This is a genomic window from Desulfoluna sp. CLI2B (assembly GCF_056847375.1).
Window position 1 is genome coordinate 2975851 of record NZ_CP186557.1, and the last position, 23440, is coordinate 2999290.

General features: G+C 59.6%; 17 protein-coding genes and 1 pseudogene. 10 read left to right on the forward strand and 8 right to left on the reverse strand.

The window, feature by feature from the left end:
* Positions 1-221: 221 nt before the first annotated feature.
* The 10 genes and pseudogenes from ACOYW2_RS14045 to ilvC all read left to right on the forward strand — a co-directional run bounded on the left by ACOYW2_RS14045 (position 222) and on the right by ilvC (position 15178).
* Positions 222-3566 carry a hybrid sensor histidine kinase/response regulator gene (locus tag ACOYW2_RS14045; protein WP_482770828.1) on the forward strand — a complete coding sequence of 1115 codons (3345 nt, stop codon included), beginning with the start codon at positions 222-224 and terminating at the stop codon, positions 3564-3566.
* A 34-nt stretch (positions 3567-3600) separates the two neighbouring features.
* A complete protein-coding gene (locus ACOYW2_RS14050) occupies positions 3601-4641 on the forward strand; it encodes a response regulator (RefSeq protein WP_482770829.1) in 1041 nt (346 codons plus the stop codon).
* Between the two features lie 54 nt (positions 4642-4695).
* A complete protein-coding gene (larB, locus tag ACOYW2_RS14055) occupies positions 4696-5460 on the forward strand; it encodes a nickel pincer cofactor biosynthesis protein LarB (protein WP_482770830.1) in 765 nt (254 codons plus the stop codon).
* A gap of 536 nt (positions 5461-5996) precedes the next feature.
* A complete protein-coding gene (gene ilvD / locus ACOYW2_RS14060) occupies positions 5997-7664 on the forward strand; it encodes a dihydroxy-acid dehydratase (RefSeq protein WP_482770831.1) in 1668 nt (555 codons plus the stop codon).
* A 152-nt stretch (positions 7665-7816) separates the two neighbouring features.
* Positions 7817-8083: pseudogene (locus ACOYW2_RS14065) on the forward strand (thiamine pyrophosphate-binding protein); the annotation flags it as partial.
* A 235-nt stretch (positions 8084-8318) separates the two neighbouring features.
* Positions 8319-9473, forward strand: coding sequence for a thiamine pyrophosphate-dependent enzyme (locus ACOYW2_RS14070; protein WP_482423455.1), 1155 nt, complete (start codon positions 8319-8321; stop codon positions 9471-9473).
* Positions 9474-9586: 113 nt separating this feature from the next.
* Positions 9587-10072, forward strand: a complete 486-nt coding sequence (gene ilvN / locus ACOYW2_RS14075; RefSeq protein WP_482415810.1) for an acetolactate synthase small subunit — start codon at positions 9587-9589, stop codon at positions 10070-10072.
* Between the two features lie 129 nt (positions 10073-10201).
* Positions 10202-11782, forward strand: coding sequence for a citramalate synthase (cimA, locus tag ACOYW2_RS14080; RefSeq protein ID WP_482415809.1), 1581 nt, complete (start codon positions 10202-10204; stop codon positions 11780-11782).
* Positions 11783-12018: 236 nt separating this feature from the next.
* Positions 12019-13557, forward strand: coding sequence for a 2-isopropylmalate synthase (locus ACOYW2_RS14085; protein ID WP_482415808.1), 1539 nt, complete (start codon positions 12019-12021; stop codon positions 13555-13557).
* Between the two features lie 154 nt (positions 13558-13711).
* Positions 13712-15178, forward strand: coding sequence for a ketol-acid reductoisomerase (ilvC, locus tag ACOYW2_RS14090; protein ID WP_482770832.1), 1467 nt, complete (start codon positions 13712-13714; stop codon positions 15176-15178).
* A gap of 238 nt (positions 15179-15416) precedes the next feature.
* Here the strand turns inward: ilvC and ACOYW2_RS14095 are convergent, their stop codons facing one another.
* From ACOYW2_RS14095 to ACOYW2_RS14130, 8 genes are all read right to left on the reverse strand, one after another.
* Positions 15417-15989 (reverse strand): chalcone isomerase family protein, encoded by a 573-nt coding sequence (locus ACOYW2_RS14095; RefSeq protein ID WP_482415806.1) that lies wholly within the window; start codon positions 15987-15989, stop codon positions 15417-15419.
* A 93-nt stretch (positions 15990-16082) separates the two neighbouring features.
* A complete protein-coding gene (locus ACOYW2_RS14100; protein ID WP_482423461.1) occupies positions 16083-16331 on the reverse strand; it encodes a DUF2147 domain-containing protein in 249 nt (82 codons plus the stop codon).
* A 38-nt stretch (positions 16332-16369) separates the two neighbouring features.
* On the reverse strand, positions 16370-16543 hold the full coding sequence (locus ACOYW2_RS14105) for a hypothetical protein (RefSeq protein ID WP_482423462.1): 174 nt from the start codon (positions 16541-16543) through the stop codon (positions 16370-16372).
* A gap of 324 nt (positions 16544-16867) precedes the next feature.
* Positions 16868-17788: a dihydroorotate dehydrogenase gene (locus ACOYW2_RS14110; RefSeq protein ID WP_482423463.1), complete on the reverse strand. Its 921-nt coding sequence runs from the start codon at positions 17786-17788 to the stop codon at positions 16868-16870.
* A 625-nt stretch (positions 17789-18413) separates the two neighbouring features.
* A complete protein-coding gene (locus ACOYW2_RS14115; protein WP_482770833.1) occupies positions 18414-19163 on the reverse strand; it encodes an RluA family pseudouridine synthase in 750 nt (249 codons plus the stop codon).
* Positions 19156-19848 carry a GntR family transcriptional regulator gene (locus ACOYW2_RS14120; RefSeq protein WP_482770834.1) on the reverse strand — a complete coding sequence of 231 codons (693 nt, stop codon included), beginning with the start codon at positions 19846-19848 and terminating at the stop codon, positions 19156-19158. Before ACOYW2_RS14120 ends, ACOYW2_RS14115 begins: the two co-directional genes overlap by 8 nt.
* A 514-nt stretch (positions 19849-20362) precedes the next feature.
* Positions 20363-21235 carry a hypothetical protein gene (locus ACOYW2_RS14125; RefSeq protein WP_482770835.1) on the reverse strand — a complete coding sequence of 291 codons (873 nt, stop codon included), beginning with the start codon at positions 21233-21235 and terminating at the stop codon, positions 20363-20365.
* A gap of 55 nt (positions 21236-21290) precedes the next feature.
* A complete protein-coding gene (locus ACOYW2_RS14130) occupies positions 21291-23309 on the reverse strand; it encodes a PEP/pyruvate-binding domain-containing protein (protein WP_482770836.1) in 2019 nt (672 codons plus the stop codon).
* Between the last annotated feature and the right edge of the window lie 131 nt (positions 23310-23440).

The window sequence follows — 23440 nt, forward strand, 5'->3', positions numbered from 1 at the left end:
CAGGCAAGAGTTCCTGTCCGCAGAGAGGGAACAGTCCGCAAAAAACGGGCCATTGTAATTGGAGAAAAGGTACGGTAACGATAAACGCAGTGCTGTAAAAATAAACATTGCTCACGCCTGTTTGTCCTTATCCCCGGGGAAGCACCGACGCTTTCTGTCTCCCGGCTGCTTCGATGATGAAATCAAGGTGAATGGGCAGGCGTTCACCGGAGGGCTATCCGTTGCCAGACCCCACGCGACATGAGACACCGGAAGAGATGATTCTGCGCCTTGAGGCGGAACTGAACCAGGCCCGTACCTCCCTTGCCGTCAAAGACGCCATGGTCGAACACGCCAGCGACGGCGTGGTGGTCATTCAGGACGAGTGCTTTGTCTTTGCCAACAGCAAGGTGCAACAGCACCTGGGCCTTCCGGCCCGGGAGATCATCGGCCACCCCATCGCCGAATTCATCCACCACGACGACACCCTGAGGGTCCTTGACAGCTACCGTCTCACCATTGGAGATGCCTCAGGGGAAGGGTTCTCCGAGTACACCTTCCGCACCGTCAAAGCCGACGACAGCTTCGGTGTGGTTCGCCTGCGCTCCTCCGGCATCCTGTGGAACGGGCGCCCCGCGACTCTCACCTTTCTCCGGGACATCACCCGGCAGATCACCAGCCAGGCCGAACTGGAAGAGTACCGGGACAAGCTGGAAGAGAAAGTAGAGAACCGAACCGCCGAGATGGTGGCGGCCAACCGGAAGCTCCGGGAAGAGATCGCCAAGCGCAAAACCTACGAAGAGGAGCTCATCAAGAGCCGAAGCTCCTATCAGACGATCCTGGACAGCATCCAGGAGGGGTTCTTCGAGGTGAACCTGGCCGGCAAGCTCATCTTCTTCAACAACTCCATGTGCGACATCTCCGGCTACACGCGCCAGGAGCTCATGGGCCTCCACTACAAGGCGTACACCAGCAAAAAAACCGCCGCCGAACTCTTCAACGTCTTCAGCACCATCTACACAACCGGCATCCCCGGAAAGATCAGCGACTATGAAATGGTAGGCAAAAACAAATCCGCTGTCCTCTCCATCTCCGCCACCCTCATCCGGAACCAGCTCGGGGAACCCACGGGCTTCCGGGGCGTGGCCCGGGACATCACCGACCGGAAGCGGGCTGAAGAGGCCCTTGCCCAGGCACGAAACGACCTGGAAAAACGGGTGGAGGAGCGGACCGCCGAGCTGATCCGGGCCAACGAACGCCTCACACGGGCCAAGGAGGAGGCGGACAAGTCCACCCGGGCCAAGAGCGAGTTCCTGGCCAACATGAGCCACGAAATCCGAACCCCGCTGAACGCCATCGTTGGCATGTCCGATCTGCTCACAAAGCAGATCGACACGGAAAAACGCCTGGAGTATATAGGCATCATCCGCAGCTCCTCCCTCTCCCTTCTGGAGCTCATCAACGACATCCTCGATTTTTCCAAAATCGATGCGGGAAAGCTCACCTTTGAAAGCATCCCCTTTTCCCTGCACGAACTCATCGACGAGAGCACCGACATGTTCCTTGAAAAGAACATGGCAAAGCAACTGGAGCTCATCATCGACATCGATCCCAGGATCCCCCGGCAGCTCATCGCCGACCCCTTGCGTCTGCGGCAAGTGCTCTCCAATCTCATCAGCAACGCCTTTAAGTTCACCGAAGAAGGAGAGATCTGCATCCGGGTTTCCTTAAAAGAGATGGAGGGATCCGGGGCCACCCTCCTATTTGAAATCCGGGACACCGGCATCGGCATCGACCCGGCCCTCCTTGAAAGCGGCACGGACGATATCTTCAACGCCTTTGCCCAGGCAGACGGCTCCACCACCCGTAAATACGGTGGCACGGGCCTGGGCCTTGCCATCTGCCGAAACATCGTCCGCATCATGGGAGGGGACATCTGGGTGAAAAGTGAGCGGGGCAAGGGCAGCCTCTTCTCCTTCACCGCCCGGTTCAAGGTGGTGCCCGAAAGCGTCACGGCCACCCCCACCCTGCCGCCCACCATGGGCGAGATGTGCGCCCTCATCGTGGACGACAACCCCTCCACCCTTATGGTCATCAAGCGGTACATGGAGTCCTTCGGGTTTCGCACGGACCTGGCCGAGTCCGGCGAGCAGGCCCTTGGCCTCTGCCGGGGAGCCGACCAGGGCCGTTCCTACGACCTGGTGGTCCTGGACGTCCGGCTTCCGGGCATGGACGGCATCGAGGTGGCCCGGCAGATCAAAGAGACAAAACGATCGGATGCGCCCCCCATCATCATTATCAGCGCCCTGGGCAATGAGTTTGAGATCAAGCGGGCCAAGCAGCTCGGGGTGGAAAGCTTCCTGCTCAAGCCCATCAAGCAGTCCCTGCTCTTTGACTCCATCATGGAGATCTTCGGCTACGAGTCCACGCAAAAAAACGACACCGCCCGGCACCCCTCCCCCAGCGACGAATTTTCCGGTGTCTCCATTCTCCTGGTGGAGGACAACCCCATCAACCGCATGGTGGCCACCGAGATGCTCCAGGGCTCCGGGGCCCTCATCGACACGGCCGAGTGCGGTACCGAGGCCGTTGAAAAGATAAAGACACAAAATTACGACGTGGTGCTCATGGACATCCAGATGCCCCAGATGGACGGTTACCAGGCTACCCGGGTCATCCGCAACGAGCTGAAACGCATCGGCCTGCCCATCATCGCCATGACCGCCCACGCCATGTACGGGGACCGGGAAAAATGCCTGGCCGCAGGCATGAACGATTACATATCCAAGCCCATCGACCGAACCCGCCTCTATTCGGTCATCCGAAAAAATATCCGCCTTACAGAAGCCCTGAAGCTGGGGGCCCGATACGCCCGCCGGTCCGGCCAGGCACCCTCCCGCCGGGAGTTCTCCTTTACCCTTCCCGGCCTCAATCTGGAGGAAGGGGTCCACCGGCTGGGGGGCTCCTGGGACACCTATGTCCGGATCCTTCAGGAATTCAAAGCCCAGTACACACCGTTTTTCACGGAGTTCAGAAAGCTCATGGCCGCAGGAGACCTCGAAGAGGCCGGCCGAAGCGTCCACGCCCTGAAGGGCGTGGCCGGAAACATCTCCGCAGGGGAGCTCATGCTGGCCGCAAAATCCCTTGAGACAGCCATCCAAAAAGAGGAAAAGGACCATATCGCAGAGAGTTTCCACCTGGTGGAAGCCTCCCTTGCCGTGGTGCTGGACTCCGCCGGAAAAATCGGCAACACCACAGCCCCGGGCAACGCCACACCCGTCACGCGCCCCCGTCCGTCCTCGCCCACGGAAACAGCCCTGACCCTGCTGCCTGAGCTGGCCGGCCACCTGGCACAATTCGATCCCGTGGCCTCAGAGGGGTGTTTCCGGAAGGTCCAGGAAAACCTGGCCCGAATCCCCCGGCCGGGTTCCGACATGACGCAGCTGATCACCGCCATGGAAAAAGCGATCCTGGCATACGATTTCGAGGGGGCCGCCTCCCTTACGGACACCCTCTCGCGCCATCTCAAACACACCGGCGGGCCAGCCCCGACAGGCACAAGCCCGTCGTCGCGCCCCAACGAATAAGAGGCCATTGAAGCCTGGCACAAGGACCGACCCCATGACAGAACATGCCAACAGGAGAATCCTCCTCGTTGACGATACCAAGGCCAACATCGACATCCTCGTCCAGGCCCTCAGGGAGGACTACAAGCTCGGGGTGGCCTTAGGCGGCCAAAAGGCCATTGAGTACGCCCACGCCAATCATCTGGACCTCATCCTCCTGGATATCCTCATGCCGGGCATGGACGGCTTTGAGGTCTGCGGTCGGCTCAAGGAGTCACCGGCCACCCGGGACATCCCCATCATCTTCATCACGGCCATGGACGACCCCGCCCACAAGCGCAAGGGACTCTCCATCGGCGCCGTGGACTACATCACCAAACCCTTCGACATCTCCGAGGTCAGGGCCCGGGTGAAAACCCACCTCACCCTCAAGGTGACCCAGGAGAGCCTCAAAAACAAAAACCTCATCCTTGAAGAAAAGGTGAGGCAGCGCACCCGGGAACTCAAGGAGACCCAGGTGGAGATCGTCAACCGCCTGAGCCTGGCCTCCAAGTTTCGGGACTGCGGCACCGGCCAGAACGTGCTGCGCATCAGCAAGCTGGCCGAGATGCTCGGCAGCAAGGCAGGGCTTTCCGAAGAGGAGACCGAGCGCCTGGCCCTCTCCAGCACCCTGCACGACGCCGGAAAGATCGGCATCCCGGACGAAATTCTCATGAAAAAAGGGAAACTCACCGACGCCGAATGGGAGCAGATGAAAGGGCACACCACCATCGGCGCCCGCCTCCTGGCCGGAAGCAACTCTCCGCTCATGCAGGACGCCCGCACCATCGCCCTCACCCACCATGAGCGGTGGGACGGCACCGGCTACAACCAGGGACTCAAAGGCGAAGAGATCCCCCTCATCGGTCGCATCGTGGCCATCTGCGATGTCTTTGACGCCCTCATCTCCGAGCGCCCCCACAAGGCCCCCTGGTCCGTGGACAAAGCCTTCCGGGAAATTCAGGATTGCAGCGGTTCCCATTTCGATCCCCGGCTGGTGGAGCTCTTCATGGAGATGCGCGAGGCCGTCGTTGACCTCATCGCAAAAAACGATTAGAACAGGTCCGACAGGTACCCCAAGAACTCACCCCCCAACCCGTGACGGACCCCCATGGACAAACAACGCCTCACACAGATTCTCGAAACCCTCAAAAACGGAGACCTCTCCGTGGACGAGGCCGCGGGTAAGCTCACCCACGTGGTCAACGAAGACCTGGACTTTGCCAACATCGACCATCACAGGAGCCTGCGCAAAGGCTTTCCCGAGGTGATCTTCGGAGAGGGCAAGACCAGCGAGCAGATCATCGGCATCATGGAAAGGATGATGCACCAGGAAAACGTCATCCTCACCACCCGCGTGGACGAAGAAAAGGCCCGGCGCATCATTGAAGCCATTCCCACCTGCCGGTACGAGGCGGACGCACGCATGGTCATCTGTGCCACAAACGAACCGGAACCCACCGGCCACGGCACCGTGCTGGTGCTCTCGGCCGGGACCTCGGACATCCCCGTGGCCCGGGAAGCCCTGCTCACCGCGCGATACATGGGAAACCGCGTGCAGTCGGTCTTTGACGTGGGGGTTGCCGGTATTCACCGCCTCATGCGCCACCGGGAAGCCATGGAAAAGGCGACAGTGATCATCGTGGTGGCCGGCATGGAGGGCGCCCTGCCCAGCGTGGTGGCCGGCATGGTGAAGGCCCCTGTCATCGCCGTACCCACCAGCGTGGGCTACGGGGTCAGCTTCGGCGGCATGACCGCCCTGTTCGGCATGCTGAGCAGCTGCAGCTCCAACGTGGCCGCCGTAAACATCGACAACGGCTTCGGCGCCGGATACATGGCCTCGGCCATCAACCACATTCCCCTGCCCGCATCGTAAGCCATCCTGCCGGGGAACCGGGCCGCATTCCGGGCCTTCGGCCCTTCGCCATCGGCGAAAAAAGCCTGTAAAAACGCCCGTGGTCAACCATGGGCGTGATTTTATCCCCGCCCTGCCCCACCCGAAGAGAAATATTCAAAACACCCCTATCATATCAGAACGTTATACGTGCACGCAAAATTGATTCTACCGAAAGAAACACGATTTTCCTAAAGCAAACCGGCCGCACGCTTAACATATATAAAAGATTCCCCCCGACTTTTTTCCACATCCGATACGAACTCCTTGACAAAGGGGGATGAAGAGGATATCAAGTGACGATCAAATGAATCTATTTAGGAAACCCGGACTCATGTACGACGCCAAAGCGATTACCAACCTTATTATTGTGATTCTCATTCTTGTAGTGGGCATTGTGCCCGTGATTGGGATTCGTCTACATAAAGGCGACTGGTAATGGCTTAACATAAATATCACACAAAAAAAAAGCCGTTATCAGCCCTCGCTGGTAACGGCTTTTTTTTATGGAGCACGTCATGAAAAGCAACAATGTCAAGAAGGGCGTAGAGAGAGCCCCGCACCGATCCCTCTTCAAGGCCATGGGCTACACCGACACCGAAATTGAGCGCCCCATCATCGGCATCGCCAACTCGGCCAACACCATCATTCCGGGTCACACCCACCTGAACCGCATCACCGAAGCGGTCAAGGCAGGGATCTACATGGCAGGCGGCATGCCTGTTGAGTTCGGGACCATCGGCGTCTGCGACGGCATCGCCATGAACCATACCGGCATGAGCTACTCCCTGGGCAGCCGGGAGCTCATCGCCGACTCCGTTGAAGTTGTGGCAACGGCCCACGCCCTGGACGGCCTGGTTCTGATCCCCAACTGCGACAAGATCGTCCCCGGCATGCTCATGGCCGCCGCGCGCCTCGATATCCCCTCCATCTTTATCAGCGGAGGCCCCATGCTGGCCGGTCGCCACCCCGAGCGCCCCAATGAAAAGGTGGACCTCATCAGCGTCTTTGAATCCGTGGGCGCGGTTCTCTCCGGGAAGATGACCGAGGAAGAGCTCACCGCCATGGAAGACTCGGCCTGCCCCACCTGCGGCTCCTGCTCCGGCATGTTCACGGCCAATTCCATGAACTGCCTCACCGAAGCCATCGGCCTGGGCCTGCCCGGCAACGGCACCATCCCCGCGGTCATGGCCGCTCGGGAGCGCCTGGCCAAACTGGCGGGCATGAAGATCCTGGAACTCGTGGAGAAGAACATCACCCCCAGCCAGATCCTCACCGAGGAGGCCTTTGCCAACGCCCTGGCCGTGGACATGGTCCTGGGCTGCTCCACCAACACCGTGCTCCATTTAAAAGCCATCGCCCATGAAGCGGGCGTTGAGGTGCCCCTTTCCCTCATCAACGAGGTCAGCAAGGTCACCCCGCACCTCTGCTCCCTCTCCCCCGGCGGCAAGGACCACATCGAAGATTTGAACCGCGCAGGCGGTATCCAGGCCATCCTGAAGATCCTGGCCGACCAGGGACGCCTCAACACCGAGTGCATCACCGTCACCGGGTCCACCGTGGGTGACAACATCAAAAACGCTGGCGTCCTGGACGCCGACGTCATCCGCCCCTGGGACAACCCCTATCATGAGGAAGGGGGCCTTGCCGTCCTCTTCGGCAACATCGCCCCGGAGGGCTGCGTGGTCAAGCAGTCCGCCGTCCTCCCCGAGATGATGCAGCACAAGGGCCCGGCCCGTGTCTTTGAATCCGAAGAAGAGGCTTCTGCGGCCATCATGGCCGGCAAGATCAACAAAGGCGACGTGGTGGTCATCCGCAACGAAGGCCCCAAAGGCGGCCCGGGCATGCGCGAAATGCTCACCCCCACCTCCGCCATCGCGGGCATGGGTCTGGACGGCTCCGTGGCCCTTATCACCGACGGCCGCTTCTCCGGCGGCACACGCGGCGCGGCCATCGGCCACGTCTCACCCGAGGCGGCCTCGGGTGGTCCCATCGGTCTCATCCGCGAAGGGGACCTCATCGCCATCAACATCGCCACCAAGAGCATCGAGCTGATGATCCCCGAGATGGCCATTGAAAAGCGCAAAGCCGAATGGGAGGCACCCGCCCCCCGCATCACCAAGGGCTACATGGCCCGTTACGCCCGCATGGTCTCTTCGGCCAGCCAAGGGGCTGTGGTGAAATAGCATGGACTTACCGGCCGCTTCGGCGGCCGTTTACTCCGTTTTAAATGAATTTTGACGATGACTACGGCGACGGGACGCGGCCTTTCCCCGTCGCCAAACAAGCAAAGGATCAAGGAATGTCTGCAATGGAACTCACAGGAACTGAAATCCTGATGAAAGTGTTGAAGGAAGAGGGGGTTGACACCATCTTCGGATACCCGGGTGGTGCGGTCATCGATATCTACGACGAACTTGCCAGGACGGATATCAGACATATCCTTGCACGCCACGAACAGGGCGCTGTGCACGCAGCGGACGGATTTGCCAGGGCCACGGGCCGCACAGGCGTCTGCCTGGCCACTTCCGGCCCCGGTGCCACCAACACCGTCACCGGCATCGCCACGGCTTACATGGACTCCATCCCCATGGTGATCATCACCGGCCAGGTCCCCACCCAGCTCATCGGCAACGACGCCTTCCAGGAGGTGGACATCGTGGGGATCACCCGTCCCTGCACCAAGCACAACTACCTGGTCAAGGACATCGACAGCCTGGAGCGCATCTTGAGGGAAGCCTTCTTCCTGGCCCGGTCCGGTCGCCCCGGTCCGGTCCTGGTGGACATCCCCAAAAACGTGCAGTCCCTGAAGGCCAAAGTCAACGGTCCCCAGGATCTCCATGCGGACCTACAAGCCCACGTACAAGCCCAACGTCAAGCAGCTCTCACGGGTGGCCGGGCTCATCAAGAACGCCAAGCGCCCCTTGATCTTTTCCGGCGGCGGCGTGGTGCTCTCAGGGGCTTCCGAGGCCCTGACCCAGTTGGCAAAAAACACCAACATCTCCGTTACCAGCACCCTCATGGGCTTGGGCGCCTTTCCCGGTACCGATCCGCTGTGGCTGGGCATGCCGGGGATGCACGGCACCTTCCGTGCCAACATGGCCATCAGCCAGTGCGACCTGATGCTGGCCGTGGGGGTCCGCTTTGACGACCGCGTCACGGGACGAACCGACGACTTCGCCCCCAACGCCACCATCATCCAGATCGACATCGACCCCACCAGCATCCACAAGAACATCGAGGTGGACGTGCCCATCGTGGGGGACTGCAAGATCGCCCTGGAGAAGCTCAACGAGCTCCTGGAAAAAGAGGCGGTCTCCGAAAACGCCCCGGATCGAACCGAATGGGAGAGCCAGATCGAGGCCTGGAAAAACACCACGCCCCTGGCCTACGACCAGCAGGAGACCATCAAGCCCCAATACGTCATCGACACCTTCTTCAAGATGACCAAGGGCGAGGCCATCGTCACCACCGAGGTGGGCCAGAACCAGATGTGGGCTGCCCAGTACTACCACTTCAACCGGCCCCACCAGTTCATCACCTCCGGAGGCCTGGGCACCATGGGCTTCGGCCTGCCTGCGGCCATCGGCGCCCAGATGGCCTGCCCGGACAAACTCGTGGTGGACGTTGCCGGTGACGGCAGCATCCAGATGAACATGCAGGAGATGGCAACGGCCGTGGAGCACAAGCTGCCCATCAAGGTCATCATCCTCAACAACCGATACCTGGGCATGGTGCGCCAGTGGCAGGACCTCTTCTACGACAAGTGCTACTCCGCCACCACCCTGGACCACAACCCCGACTTCGTGAAGCTTGCCGAGGCCTACGGCGCCAAAGGACTCCGGGCCACCAAGCCCGAAGAGGTGGAAGCCGTCCTCAAAGAGGGCCTCGAAACCGAAGGGGCTGTGATCATGGAGTTCATGGTGGACCGGGAAGAGAACGTCTACCCCATGGTCCCTGCGGGCAAGGCCATCACCGACATGCTCCTTGTCTGATCCGTGGACCGGCCCTGCGTTGCTGCAGGGCCGCCGTTTAACGCCATCGCACCCTGAACCGATACGGGCGGCCGAAATCCGGCCCCCCTTATAGATACGAAGGAAATCGACCCATGAGCGAAAAACGACACATCCTCTCCATCCAGGTGGACAACGAGCCCGGCGTCCTCTCCCGCATTGTCGGCCTCTTCTCCGGCCGCGGCTACAACATCGAGAGCCTCAACGTGGCAGCCACCAACGAGCCCGAGATCTCCCGCATCACCATGGTGACCACGGCAGACCCCGGCATCATGGAGCAGATCAAAAAACAGCTCCACAAGCTCATCAACGTGGTGACGGTCCACGACCTCACCGAATCGGACTACGTCCAGAGGGAGCTGGCCCTTATCAAGGTCCACGCCAAGGCGGAAAACCGCGGTGACCTCATCAACATCATCGATATCTTCCGTTACAAGATCGTGGATGTGGGCCCCGAGCACGTCACCGTCCAGGCCACGGCCACGGAAGACAAGCTCAAGGCCTTTATCGAGCTGGTCACCCCCATGGGGATCAAAGAGATCGTCCGCACCGGCAGTATTGCCCTTTACCGCGGTAACTGATCACAAAACAGACATCCCCGGCCTTAAAGAGGCCGGGGCAACCCCATGGCCGGTGCGTATAAGAGAAAAACAGACGCACAAGAGCCATCTGGTTATCATTTTTCAAGACAACACCCGGAGCAAGATGACATGGAACCGGTCCTGATATTCGACACCACCCTTCGCGACGGCGCCCAGGGGGAGAACATCTCCTTTTCGCCGGAGGACAAACTCAAAGTGGCCCAGCGCCTGGACGACATGGGCATCCACTACATCGAAGGCGGATGGCCCGGCTCCAACCCTGCCGCCGATCGCTTCTTTGAGCTGGCCAAAGGCGAAACCTTCGCCACCGCGCGCATCACAGCCTTCGGCTCCACCAGGCGGCAGGGGATCCCCGCCGAAGAAGACGCCAACTTAAAGGCCCTGGTGGGCTGCGGTTCTCCGGCCATCACCATCTTCGGCAAGACCTGGGATCTCCATGTGGTGGACATCATGGGCAACACCCTGTCTGAGAACCTGGCCATGATCGAAGAGAGCGTCGCCTTTCTCAAAAGCCACGGCCGTGAGGTCCTCTACGACGCCGAGCACTTCTTCGACGGGTACAAGGCCAACCCGGAATACGCGGTGAAAACCCTGTCCGCCGCCCTTGCCGGGGGAGCGGATGTGGTGGTGCTGTGCGACACCAACGGAGGCACCTTGCCCCACGAGGTAACGGAGATCCTTGAAACGGTCAAGGCCGCCCTCGATGCCGAGACCGGCCGCAATGTCCGCATGGGCATCCACGCCCACAACGACTGCAACCTGGCCGTTGCAAACTCCATCGCTGCCGTCCAGGCAGGAGCCATCATGGTCCAGGGCACCATCAACGGGTACGGGGAACGCTGCGGCAACACCGATCTCACCTCGGTGATCCCCATCCTGAACTTAAAATTAAAACGCCCCTGCGTCTCCGAGGCGAACCTGAAAAAACTGAAACCGCTGTCCCGCTTCGTGAGCGAGACCTCCAACATGATCCCCCTGGCCTCCCGCCCCTTTGTGGGCAAGAGCGCCTTTGCCCACAAGGGCGGAGTCCATGTGAGCGCCGTCATGAAAGAGCCCCTATCCTACGAGCACATCGATCCCGAGGATGTGGGCAACAGGCGGCGGGTGCTGGTCTCGGACCAGGCGGGCCGGAGCAACATCGAATACAAGGCCAAGGAGATGGGCATCGACCTTGAGGCCCCGGAGTTCGACTCCAAGCGCATCGTCAGCGAGATCAAGATGCTGGAACAGGAGGGCTACCAGTACGAGGTGGCCGACGGCTCCTTCAAGGTCCTCATGGACAAGTTCCTGCTACAATACGAGCCCGTCTTCGACCTGGAGTCGTTCCGGGTCACCATTGAAAAGGACAAGGACCGCCCCTGCACCTCCCACGCCATCGTCAAGGTGAACGTAGGCGGCGTAAGCGAGATCACCGCAGCCGAAGGCCACGGCCCGGTGAGCGCCCTGGACAACGCCCTGCGCAAGGCCCTGAGCCGATTCTACAAAGAGCTGGAGACCATGCACCTCGTGGACTTCAAGGTCCGCGTCATGGACGGTCGGGGCGGCACCGAAGCCAAGGTCCGCGTCCTCATCGAATCCCGGGACGGCGACGACATCTGGAGCACCATCGGCGTCTCCGAGGACATCATCGAAGCGAGCTTCGAGGCACTGGCCGACAGCTTTCAGTACAAGCTGGCCAAGAAAAAATAGCCGGACGCATCCTTTGCGGCACGTCCAGCAGGCCACATACACACGGCGGTCTTCAATGGCCGCCATACCACCAACAGGGGACCAGGAGGCCCCGTACCATGAAAGAGGTGACAATGACCGCAGGAGACGCCGCAGGCATCCTGCGGTCCATGCTCACTGGGTTTGCCTGAATTCAAACGACACATCGTTAGAACCACAAGACAAACTTGCAGACCCAATTTTCGGAGCACAAAACCATGAACAGAACCATCACCATATTTGACACCACCTTACGAGACGGCGAACAGTCACCCGGCGCAAGCATGAACACCGCGGAAAAACTGCGCATCGCCACCCATCTGGACGCTCTGGGCGTGGACGTCATCGAAGCGGGGTTTCCCGCATCTTCCCCCGGTGATTTCGAGGCGGTCTCCCGCATCTCGGAGACCGTAAAAAACGCGGAAGTGGCCGCCTTGTGCAGGGCCACCGCCGGGGACATCGACCGGGCCTGGGAAGCCATCAAGGACGCGGTAAAACCCCGGATCCACACATTCATCGCCACCTCGGACATCCATCTGGAGTACAAGCTCCGCATGGGCCGTGACGAAGTGGTGGAGCGGGCCGTGGCAGCGGTTTCCCACGCACGGCAGTACACGGACAACATTGAGTTCTCCGCCGAAGACGGCTCCCGCACCGACCCCGACTTTCTCTGCCGCATCTTCGGGGCGGTCATCGAGGCCGGGGCCACCACCGTGAACCTCCCCGACACCGTGGGCTACGCGGTCCCCAGTGAATTCGGCGAGCTGGTGCGCCACGTCATGGCCAACACCCCGGGCATGGACAAGGCCACCTTGAGCGTCCACTGCCACAACGATCTTGGCCTGGCAACGGCCAACACCCTGGCGGCCATCGCTGCCGGAGCCGGACAGGCCGAGGTCACCATCAACGGCATCGGCGAGCGGGCCGGAAACACGGCCCTGGAAGAGGTGGTCATGGCGCTGCACACGCGCCCCGGGACCTTTCCCATGGAAACAGGCATCGACACCACGCGCATCCACGCCACGGGCCGCCTGGTCAGCTCCATCACGGGCATCATGGTGCAGCCCAACAAGGCCATTGTGGGTGCCAACGCCTTCTCCCACGAGTCGGGTATCCACCAGGACGGCATGCTCAAGAACCCCATGACCTACGAGATCATGAGGCCGGAGACCGTGGGGCTCACCACCAACAAGCTGGTGCTGGGCAAACTCTCCGGGCGCTTTGCCCTGCGCTCCCGCCTGGAGGAGATGCGCTACAACCTCACCGAAGAGGAACTCAACACGGTCTTTGAAAGCTTCAAGGTGCTGGCCGACCGGAAAAAAGAGATCATGGACGAGGACCTGGAAGCCCTGGTCACGGACGTGGTCCTGCGAAGCCATGAGGTGTACACCCTGGAATACCTCCACGTCACCTCCGGCACCACCGTCTACCCCATGGCCAGCGTGCGCCTGGGCATCAACGGCAAGGTGAAGCAGGGAGCCTTTGAAGGCAACGGCCCCATCGACGCGGTCTTCAACACCATCGCCAAGATCGCGGGGCGGGAGCCCGAGCTCCTGCGCTTCTCCATCGGCGCCCTCACCGGCGGCACCGATGCCCAGGGCGAGGTCACCGTCCGCATGAAGGAAGGGGAGCATGTCTCACTGGGACGCGGCGCCGACCCGGACATCATCACGGCAAGCGCCAAGGCCTACATCAACGGCCTCAACCGCCTTGAATATTTCAAGTCAAACCCCGTCACGTCCTGTGATGTGATATAGGTTTATATAAAAAAAAGCCTCCGGCGGCCCTGCCGGAGGCCAAGCTTTTGAATCGTTTAACAAACAGGTAACACAATCGGGGCCGCCTTCGGGCGACCCCAGCAAGCCGATATGGCCCATTAATCTTTATTTTCATGATATGGAGCATCCAAAGATGAACTACTTCAACACCCTTCCCTTACGCCTTCAACTGGAACAGCTTGGCCAATGCAGCTTCATGGACCCGTCTGAGTTCAACGGCGTGGAGAAGCTCAAAGGCAAAAAAATCGTTGTCGTCGGTTGCGGGGCCCAGGGTCTTAACCAGGGCCTGAACCTGCGTGACAGCGGCCTTGACGTCTCCTACACCCTGCGTCAGGCAGCCATCGACGAGAGTGTTGAAACTGACCTGAACGCCACTGAAAATGGCTTTTCCGTCGGCACCTACGAAGAGATGCTCCCCACCGCCGACCTCGTGCTCAACCTCACCCCGGACAAGCAGCACACCAACGTGGTCAAGGCCGTCATGCCCCTCATGAAAAAAGGCGCCTGCCTGGCTTACTCCCACGGCTTCAACATCGTTGAAGAGGGCATGCAGGTCCGCGAGGACCTGACCGTTGTCATGGTGGCCCCCAAATCCCCCGGAACCGAGGTACGCGAAGAGTACAAGCGCGGGTTCGGCGTCCCCACCCTCATCGCCGTCCACAAAGAGAACGACCCCAACGGTGACGGCCTGGAGATTGCCAAGGCCTACGCCGCCGGCACCGGCGGTGACCGCGCAGGTGTTCTCCTCTCCTCCTTCATTGCCGAGGTCAAATCCGACCTCATGGGCGAGCAGACCATCCTCTGCGGCATGCTCCAGACCGGCTCCATCCTCTGCTTTGATAAAATGATCGAAAAGGGCATGGACGCAGGCTACGCCAGCAAGCTCATCCAGTACGGCTGGGAGACCGTCACTGAAGCCCTCAAGCACGGCGGCATCACCAACATGATGGACCGCCTGGACAACCCCTCCAAGATCAAGTGCTTTGAAGTATCCGAAGAGCTCAAGACCATCATGCGTCCCCTCTTCAACAAGCACATGGACGACATCATGAGCGGCGCCTTCTCCGAAGGCATGATGGCCGACTGGGCCGAGGGCGACGCCAAGCTCCTGGGATGGCGCGAAGAGACCGGCCAGACCGCATTTGAAAAGTCCACCGCTGGCGACATGGAGATCTCCGAGCAGGAGTTCTTCGACAACGGCATCCTTATGGTGGCCATGGTCAAGGCAGGCGTTGAGCTGGCCTTTGAAACCATGGTGGCCGCTGGCATCAAAGAGGAGTCTGCCTACTACGAGTCTCTCCACGAGACCCCCCTCATCGCCAACCTCATCAGCCGCAAGAAGCTCTACGAGATGAACAAGGTCATCTCCGATACCGCGGAATACGGCTGCTACCTCTTCGCCAATGCCTGCGTGCCCCTTCTGGCCGACTTCATGAAGAGCGTAGAGACCGACATCATCGGCAAAGGCCTTGCCGCAGACGGCAACGGCGTGGACAACGTGGCTCTCATCGGCGTCAACGATGCCATCCGCAACCACCCCGTGGAAGTCATCGGTAAAGAACTCCGCAGCTTCATGACTGCCATGAAAGCTATCTTGTAGAAAGAAAACGCGGTCGCATCGCGACCGCGTTTTCTTTCTACGTACCGCCTTCGGCGGTGTGGAGAGCAAGCTGAAATAAAAAAAGGTGGGACCGAATGTTCGGTTCCACCTTTTTTTATTTTTAAGCATCGCAGCAGGCTGCATGACGAGCCTCGGGTAGCCATTCCCACTGCTCACGGGCGAACCTGGGTTCCAAGGGCTCAGCCCTTGGCCGCCGGAGGCATGCTTTTGTTTTTTACTAACCGTTGGATTGTCCCAGCATGCCGGCCTTGAGGGCTTCGGTGGTGGGCTTGGCGCCGAGCCAGATGCCGAAGAGGGCTTTTTTGAACTCGTACCCTTTGATGGTGGCCTTTTTCTCTCCCTGCTTGTAAATGGAGGTGCCGGTACCGGGGACATAGACCATGTCGTAGACATCGTCCACGTGGATCTTTTCGCTGAACACGTCCATCATCTGGTCGATCTCCGCCTGGATGGGGGCGGTGTTTCCGTTGGTGGAGGTCTTAAAGCCCTTGCGCGTGGACTTAGACATTTTCTTGGAGGTGATGAGCTTGCTGGTGATGTGGAGCCGGATGGCCATGGGGGCATCGGCCGCGACCACGGCGTCGCCGTCGGAGCTCTTCTCCTGGAGGAAAAGGGCCGCCACATAGGGCTTTACAAAGCTTTTGACGCGGATGCCGGAGCCGTTGAAGACAAGGTCCACGCCGTCAAAGGTGACCTTTTCCGGGAAGGTGACATCCTCTGCATCCACGGCAAAAGCAGTGCCTGTGGCAAGGCAGAGGGCCAGAAGTATCATCACAATTCGCTTACACATATTTCCTCCTCATTGACGTTTGATGGTCGGTATGATGTCGGCCCGGAGTGCCCGGGCCGGTACACGCGCATGTCTGCACCGGGGATAAAACAGCTACTGCCCCTTGCGCGTCCAGTATTCGTTGCGTCCCAGCAGAGACACCCCGATGAACCCACGAACTTTCAGCTGCTTGCCCCCTTTTTTAAGCTTCATGAGGCACTTGTAGGTTTTTCCGTTGTCCGGGTCGTAGATATGACCGTTCTCCCAGTCATTGCCCCCCACATGGGAAAACCCGTGGGCCAGGGTCATGCCCAGAACGGGCTGTTTGGCCTTTTCCGGGTCGGGGTTGTTGGCGTCCACCACAGGGGCCCCGTTCTCATCTGGTCACCCGCCACCGACGGCTAGCCAAAAAGGTACCCTCCCGCATAGGTGTCGCCCTCTTTGTAGATTTCGACGACAGCCTCGTTATCCTTGGTGTACCACTGCCCCAGAATGGCGTCTGCCGAAACCTCGCCTGCGCCGGGCAGGCAGACCAAAAGAGCCAGAACAAGAAGAACCGGGATGGTGCGCTTCATCAACTCCCCCTTTCCATTGTTTCACATCGGTTAACATTCGAACGACAAACCAAATGAAAAGACAACAGACATAAACCCTAACTATGTTCAGTCTTAATAAACAAAGATAGAGCTCAAAAGCAAGGATATTCACCACCTGCCGATTCCGGGGCACCGCCTTCGAAGTTCTGAGAGGGGAACGAGACGCAAAGGAAAAGCCCCACGGCTGAAGCTGCATCCCAAGGTGTCGTGCCCCAATAAAAAAAGCCGCGTAAAAACGCGGCTTTTTAAAATTCTATCGTATGTACCGATCATCAAGGCCCGGCTGTCAGGGCTTTATGGGCTTCAGACCTCTACGCTCCCGATGAGGTCGTTGACATCGCTGATCCCCTTCTCCTTGAGAAAGGCTTCGATACCGTCCACCACCTTCTCGGCGGCGTCGGGGTACACAAAGTTGGCCGTGCCCACCTGAACGGCGGAGGCCCCTGCAATGAGAAATTCCACGGCGTCGTCGGCGGTCATGATCCCGCCCATGCCGATGACCGGAATCTTCACGGCCTTGGCAACCTGGTACACCATGCGGATGGCAACAGGCTTCACCGCGGGGCCGGAGAGCCCCCCCACCACATTTGCCAGCAGGGGCTTACGGGTGTGGATGTCAATGCCCATGCCGGTGAGGGTGTTGATCAGGGAAACCGAGTCAGCCCCCTCCCCTTCCACGCTCCGGGCGATCTCGGTGATGTCCGTGACGTTGGGGCTGAGCTTGACCATGACGGGCAGGCTGGTTTTTGCCTTCACCGCCCTGACCACATCGGCGGCTGCAACGGGATCCACGCCGAAGGCCAGGCCCCCTGCGCTCACGTTGGGGCAGGAGATGTTGATCTCGATGCCGTGGATGCCCTCCACGCCCTCGGCGGTGTCCGCGATGGCCGCGTACTCTTCCACGGTCTTGCCGTAGATGTTGATGAACACCTTGGTGTCAAAGGCCTTCATCTCCGGAAGTTTTTCCTTGATAAACCGCTGGATCCCTACGTTCTCAAGGCCGATGGCGTTGAGCATGCCGCAGGAGGTCTCTGCGATGCGGGGGGGAGGGTTGCCCTTGGCGGGATACAGGGAAAGCCCCTTCATGACGACGCCGCCCAGCCGGTTGAGGTTGAGGACCTCGTCAAACTCTTTGCCGTACCCGAAGGTTCCCGATGCGGTCATCACCGGGTTGGCGAGGCGTACGCCTCCGATATCCACTGATGTATTGATGGTCTGGCTCATGATCTCTTTCGTATAGATTGATGGTGACTTATCTGCCCGCCCGCAAATGCTTCAGGGAACTCCCCAGGCCCGGCGGTATCCACGGATGCCGATCCGAATGGCGCACTATACCACAGACGGTCCCCATGCAACACCCGGGGTTCGCGAAAGCGGGAAGCTGCGCAAATGCAAAAAACCAAAAAGCATGCCTCCGGCGGCCCTGCCGGGGGCTAAACTTTTAAAAAGTTTAACAAACAGTTTTTAAACATCGGCGTAACGATTCAGTTACTGTGAAATTAAAAGGTGCGCAAACGCGCCCTCATGTGGGTGTAACTTGCCGACGGTGTAGGGGATGTGAGGTAGGGTGCGCTTGCGCACCGCCGAAAAATCGTAACGCTCATGAAACCCATGTACGGGTGGCCTTCACGCAGCAGGGATATGGCAAAAGACATTGGTTTTCCGAGCAAATGGTGCGCAAGCACACCCTACAAAATGTCACATGCAAGCTGTTAAAGCCATGACAGCAGCTCAAAGCAAGCCCCTGAATACATTTATTTTACACAGCGAATGGAATTTTTTCCGGTGACTGTATCCATAGGAGGCAGCTTATTAAGCTGCTGACAGGTTAAACGTCATTGACGTGAAATCATTCTTGGGCCATGTCGCCCTGGAGAAGGGCCTCCATGGCCTCGGGCACGGAGTCGGCCGACGCCACGGTGATGGTCTGATCTGAACCCGGCGGGCAAAAGGTGATGGTCCGGGCGTGGAGGCCCAGGCGGCGGTACCCGAATCGTTCTTCCAGAACGGCCAGGGCGCGTTTGGAGCCATACCTCCGGTCTCCTGTGAGGGGGTGGCCCGCCAGTTTGGCGTGGCGGCGAATCTGGTGTTTGCGGCCGGTGAGGGGGCTGCAGCGCACCAGGGTGTAGTGCACGGACCGGGACACTACGGAAAAGGCGGTGGTGGAGGCCATGCGCTTTCCGCTGCCTGCCGGGTTGGTGCGTCCGCCGGCTTCCTTGGTCAGGGGCTGTGCCCACTTTCCCTTTTCGGGTGTCAGGTCGCCGTGGACCAGGGCCAGGTACTCCTTGGTGACCTGTTTCTCTTCGAACTGGCGCGTCAGGTGCCGTGCCGCTTCTTTGCCGAAGGCAAAGAGCACCACCCCGCTGGTGTCCCCGTCCAGGCGGTGCACGGCATGGACCGTGTCGGATCGGGTGCCCTCTTCCTGCAGGAGCCGGGCGGGCTCTGCGGCAAGGGTATGGATCACTGCAGAGACCAGGTCCCTGCCCGGATCGTTATGGACCGAGACCCCGCAGGGTTTGTCCAGGGCCACCCAGCCCCTGCCGCCGTCAAGGACGCGGATGCCCAGGGTCTCCAGACTCACAGATACTCTCTTACTCATGGGTCTCCCCGTTGAAGTAGAACTGGAGGATGTAGGTCTCCTGGTCCTCTAAGGACCAGTGGGTCACCTTCAGGTATTGGGCAGCTTCGTCTGCGTCTCCGCGACGGATAAGGTCGATGAAGGCCATGTGCTCCTCGCAGTGCTCCTCTTCCCATTGAGGGATGTGCTTGCGGGTAAGAAAATCGTAGAGGCGCTGCTTGTTGAGCTGGATGATGCGGCGCATCTGGTCGTTGGAGGAGAGGTTCAGAAAGACATTATGGAAGGCCACGTTGTTCTGATAGAAGCTGTAGGTGTCCTTGACCTCCGAGGCCCGTTTCATCTCCTTGGTCAACCGCTCCATCTCGGTCAGGGCCGGTTCCTTGAGCTTGTCGAAGACAGGAATCAGGATCTCCGATTCCAGGGCCCTGCAGATCTCCCATGCGTTTTTGACATCTTCCAGGGAGAGTTTGTTGATCATCACCCCGCGCCTGGGAAGAATGGAGACAAACCCGTCGCACTCAAGCTGGATCAGCGCGTCCCTGAGGGGGGTCTTGCTGATGCCCAGGCGGTGGCTGATCTCATTGACGTTCACAAGGGAGCCGGGCAGGAGGCTGCCCCGGTACATCTCATCCCTTAAATACTCGTAAATCTGTTCCCGCAAAGGCTTGGCAATGATGCTTATGCCTTGTTTTCCCTGATTATCCATCACACATCTCCTTCATCAGTATGCGGAAGGGCGGTGCGGCAATGCGCCCCTCGGGGTCCCCATCATTCCGTGGGGTACGGGTTGTGTTCCCGCTCCATGGAATGTCCCCAAGGAGGATGCCCTGCGGGCATCCTGTTCAGCTCTTCCGTCGGTAACTCCGGATGGATGTCAAAAAAATCAGTCTGGTCAATTCAACAGCACCCGGGCCATGTTTCCGCTCGCGCCAAAACCTGCGCGCCGGAAAACCCTTTCCAAAGTATCCTTTCAAATATAATCACACCAGCCGGCAGCGCCCCATGGCAACACCGGCTCTTCAACCTGCCTCCTCCCACGGGGAGGCAAGGGGCCCCCTTTTCACCAATCCCTTAAAAAAACAGGAGCCCCCATCATGCAAAAAAACGGAATGTACACACAAATGTCTCGCCCGTCAACGCCTGTTCAAGGGCCTTCACCAAGGGAAAAGGTGTTTACCCTAAGGCGATACGGTCCCGACATGTTCCCCCTGCACGGTGCCTCAGGCAGGCGGTAACAGAACGCTTACGGCATGTCGCCCGTCCACCTTCATCACGCACGGGACCTCGAAGCTGGCAAGGGCCGTAAACTCTCCGTCCACGGCCACCGGCTGCTCAAGGAGCCATTCCATGTCGAAAAAATCGCCCCGCTCCGCCAGGATGGAGACGTAGTTGATTCCCAGGGCCGTGATGTTATGAAAAAAGTGGGACCCCTGGGACGGATCGGCCTTGAGGTCGGCGTGGCTGCTCTCGATGATGCCGCACACCTCGGAGATCTCTTCCCAGGTCACGGGAATCCCGAGCCAGCGATCCGCCGAGCCCCAGCGCCCAGGCCCCAGAAGCAGGTACTTCTCCCCGCGCCTGGCCAGCTCCGCGTTCATGCGGCCGATCTCCCGGGCAATCTCCCGGGTGTTCTTCAGATCAAAGGTGTCGGGCTTCACATAGAGAATATGAGTGACGGGCTGCCCCTTGACATTTCCCAGGGCGTGGGAGGAGACACTGACCCCGGCGGCCTTCTCCTCATCGGTGATCACCACGTCGGCCAGCTCGTCACGGTCGGTCATGGGCCGTATCTGAAGCAGCACAAAGCGCCCCTGCTCCCCGGGCTTGAGGGGAAGCTCCACGGCAAACTCGATCTCCACGGAGCAGCCCATGCCCTGGGAACCGATCTCAAGGACCTTCGAAAGGAGCTCAGGCAGAGGGAACATGTTGTACTTAAGGATCCTGTCAAAGGTCAACACCTTGGGGCCCCGGCACTGGTGGCCGTACCGGATGGTGTTTTCCTCCCGGACATAGGTCCCGGAAAGGAAAGAGGCCGGTCCGGCGTCATCCAGGTCACGGATGTTGAGCTTTTCAATCTCCGAGTTGAGGGTCATGACGGAGCGCCGCGCCTTGGCCCCCACCTTCAGGGCATACAGGCTCTGCTGGGCGTTAAGAGGTTCTTCCTGCCAGCCCGGGAAACTGAGGCAGGATATGGGGCCTTCGCGGCGAGAACCGCAGGGCCTGCTCTCCCTCCACCACCGTGCGCCCAAGCCCCATGGCGATGGCGGCGATGCCTTCATCCGCCTCCATCTTTCCAAAGGGATAGTAGTTGTAGGACTGGGCCACCCCCGAGACGGCCGGATAATGGTAATCACCCCAGCGCCGCCCGCAAACCTCCTGGATGATCACCGCCATCTTCTCCTCTTCGGTGCGATGCCCCACCCGCCGGGCAAAACTCTTGGGTCCCTGGAAATAGGTGGAGGCGTAGACGAGCTTCACCGCGGAGATGAGCTGATTCAGCCTCACCTCCAACTCCGCATCGTCGTTGGAGATCATGCTGGTATGATAGAGCCCCGCATACGCCATGAACTGGGCGTCTTCAAACAGGGCCGAGGAGCGTACGGCCAGGGGATGGTTGATCTCCTTTAAAAACGCCCGGAGTTCCTCGTCGATCCAGCCGGGGAAAGTGGCGTCCTGGAACAGCTCGATCACCTCTTCATCTGGCAGATCGGCCTTGGCCACCCACTTGAGGTCGTTCTCCCGCACAAAGGCGTCGAAACCCTCGGTGGAGATGACCAGGGTCTGGGGCAGGGAAATTTCAACGCCCCCGAAGCTGTCGTGGAGTTCCGGGTGGTGACGAAGCAGGGTGGAGGCAAAGACGAGGCCCCGGGCCTTGCCACCCAGGGAGCCGTTCCCGATCTTCAGAAACTCGGTCTCGGGGTCAAATTCATCGGCATCAAACTGAACCACCACCCCCTTCTGGCGGTTGCGGCGCCGCTCCTGAATATTCTTGAGGATAAAGGCCTTCATGTCGGCGATGTTGCCCATGAAATCTTCGTCAGTGGCCGGACGCAGCCTGTTTGCCAGAAGGGTTTCGGAACGGGCGAAGAACCAGCGGGAAAAATCGTTTTTCTTCCAGTGGTTGTAAAAGTACTCATCCGGGATATCGGCCAGTTTTTTCTCAAGGGCACGGAAGTTGGGGGCCCGGCAGAGCTCCCCCCCGTCGCTGTCCCGAAACACGAAGTCCCCGAAGCCCAGCTGGTTCACAAAATAGTGGTGAAAGTCACCGGACAGGGAGGGAGAGTTCTTGTCCACGAAATAGATACCGAGCTCATCGGCAACTCTGCGGTTGGACGACTCGGTGCTGGCCATCATCAGGGGGATGTCCGCCTGTTCCCCCTGGATGTGGGAGAGCACCAGGTACCCGGAGTCGTCGCACACGGCACCGTCCCGGGGAAAGCTGGCATCGGAGATCACGCCAAGGATGTACTCCTTGTACTCTTCGTAGATCTCCATGGCCTCTTCATAACTCTGGGTCACGAGGATCTTGGGACGGGCCCGCATGGTGAGGAGCCGGTGCTCGTGGTTCAAGACCTCCTCCATGACGTCCTGGACCTGGGTCACCACCTCTTTGTAAAGGATGGGCAGGATGGCCGAGGTGTACAGAGGAGAGTCCTCCACCATCAAAATAATACGGACCCCGGCCTTTTCAGTGTCGTGGGCCACATTGAGGCGGTCTTCCTCACTTTTGATCAGGGCCAGGAGGATGTCGGCGTTTCCGGTCCACACGTACATGCGGTCCACACCCCGGGACTTGGACCTCACCGGGTCAAACTGGCTGGGCAGGGGGCTGTGGGTGAGCAACACAACGGGGATATTCGGGCACTTGCGCTTGATCTCCTCTCCCAGGGTGAAGGCATCCATGTCCACGAGGCGCAACATGGTGACCACCATATCAAAGGAACGCTTCTCCAGCATGTCCAGGGCCTCTTCGGCCGTAGACACCCAGGTCAGGCGCGGGGGACGGCTCAGGTTGAGCCCCCGGTACTCGGTGACGATCTTTTCGGAAAGGCGCCCGTCCTCTTCCATGATGCACGCATCATACAGGCTGGACACCAACAGGATTTCCCTGATTTTACAGGGCATCAACTCATAGAACACCTTAAACCGGGAATCAAATTCTTCCATGGACAACCTGCCGTTTTGTGTCAATCCACACCCTCCTTCGTACCGAGTCTCAGAGATATATACCGCTTGCCATGATTTACAAAGGGGCACCTTTTGATATATCAGACACCAAATACCAATGCAAGGACCAG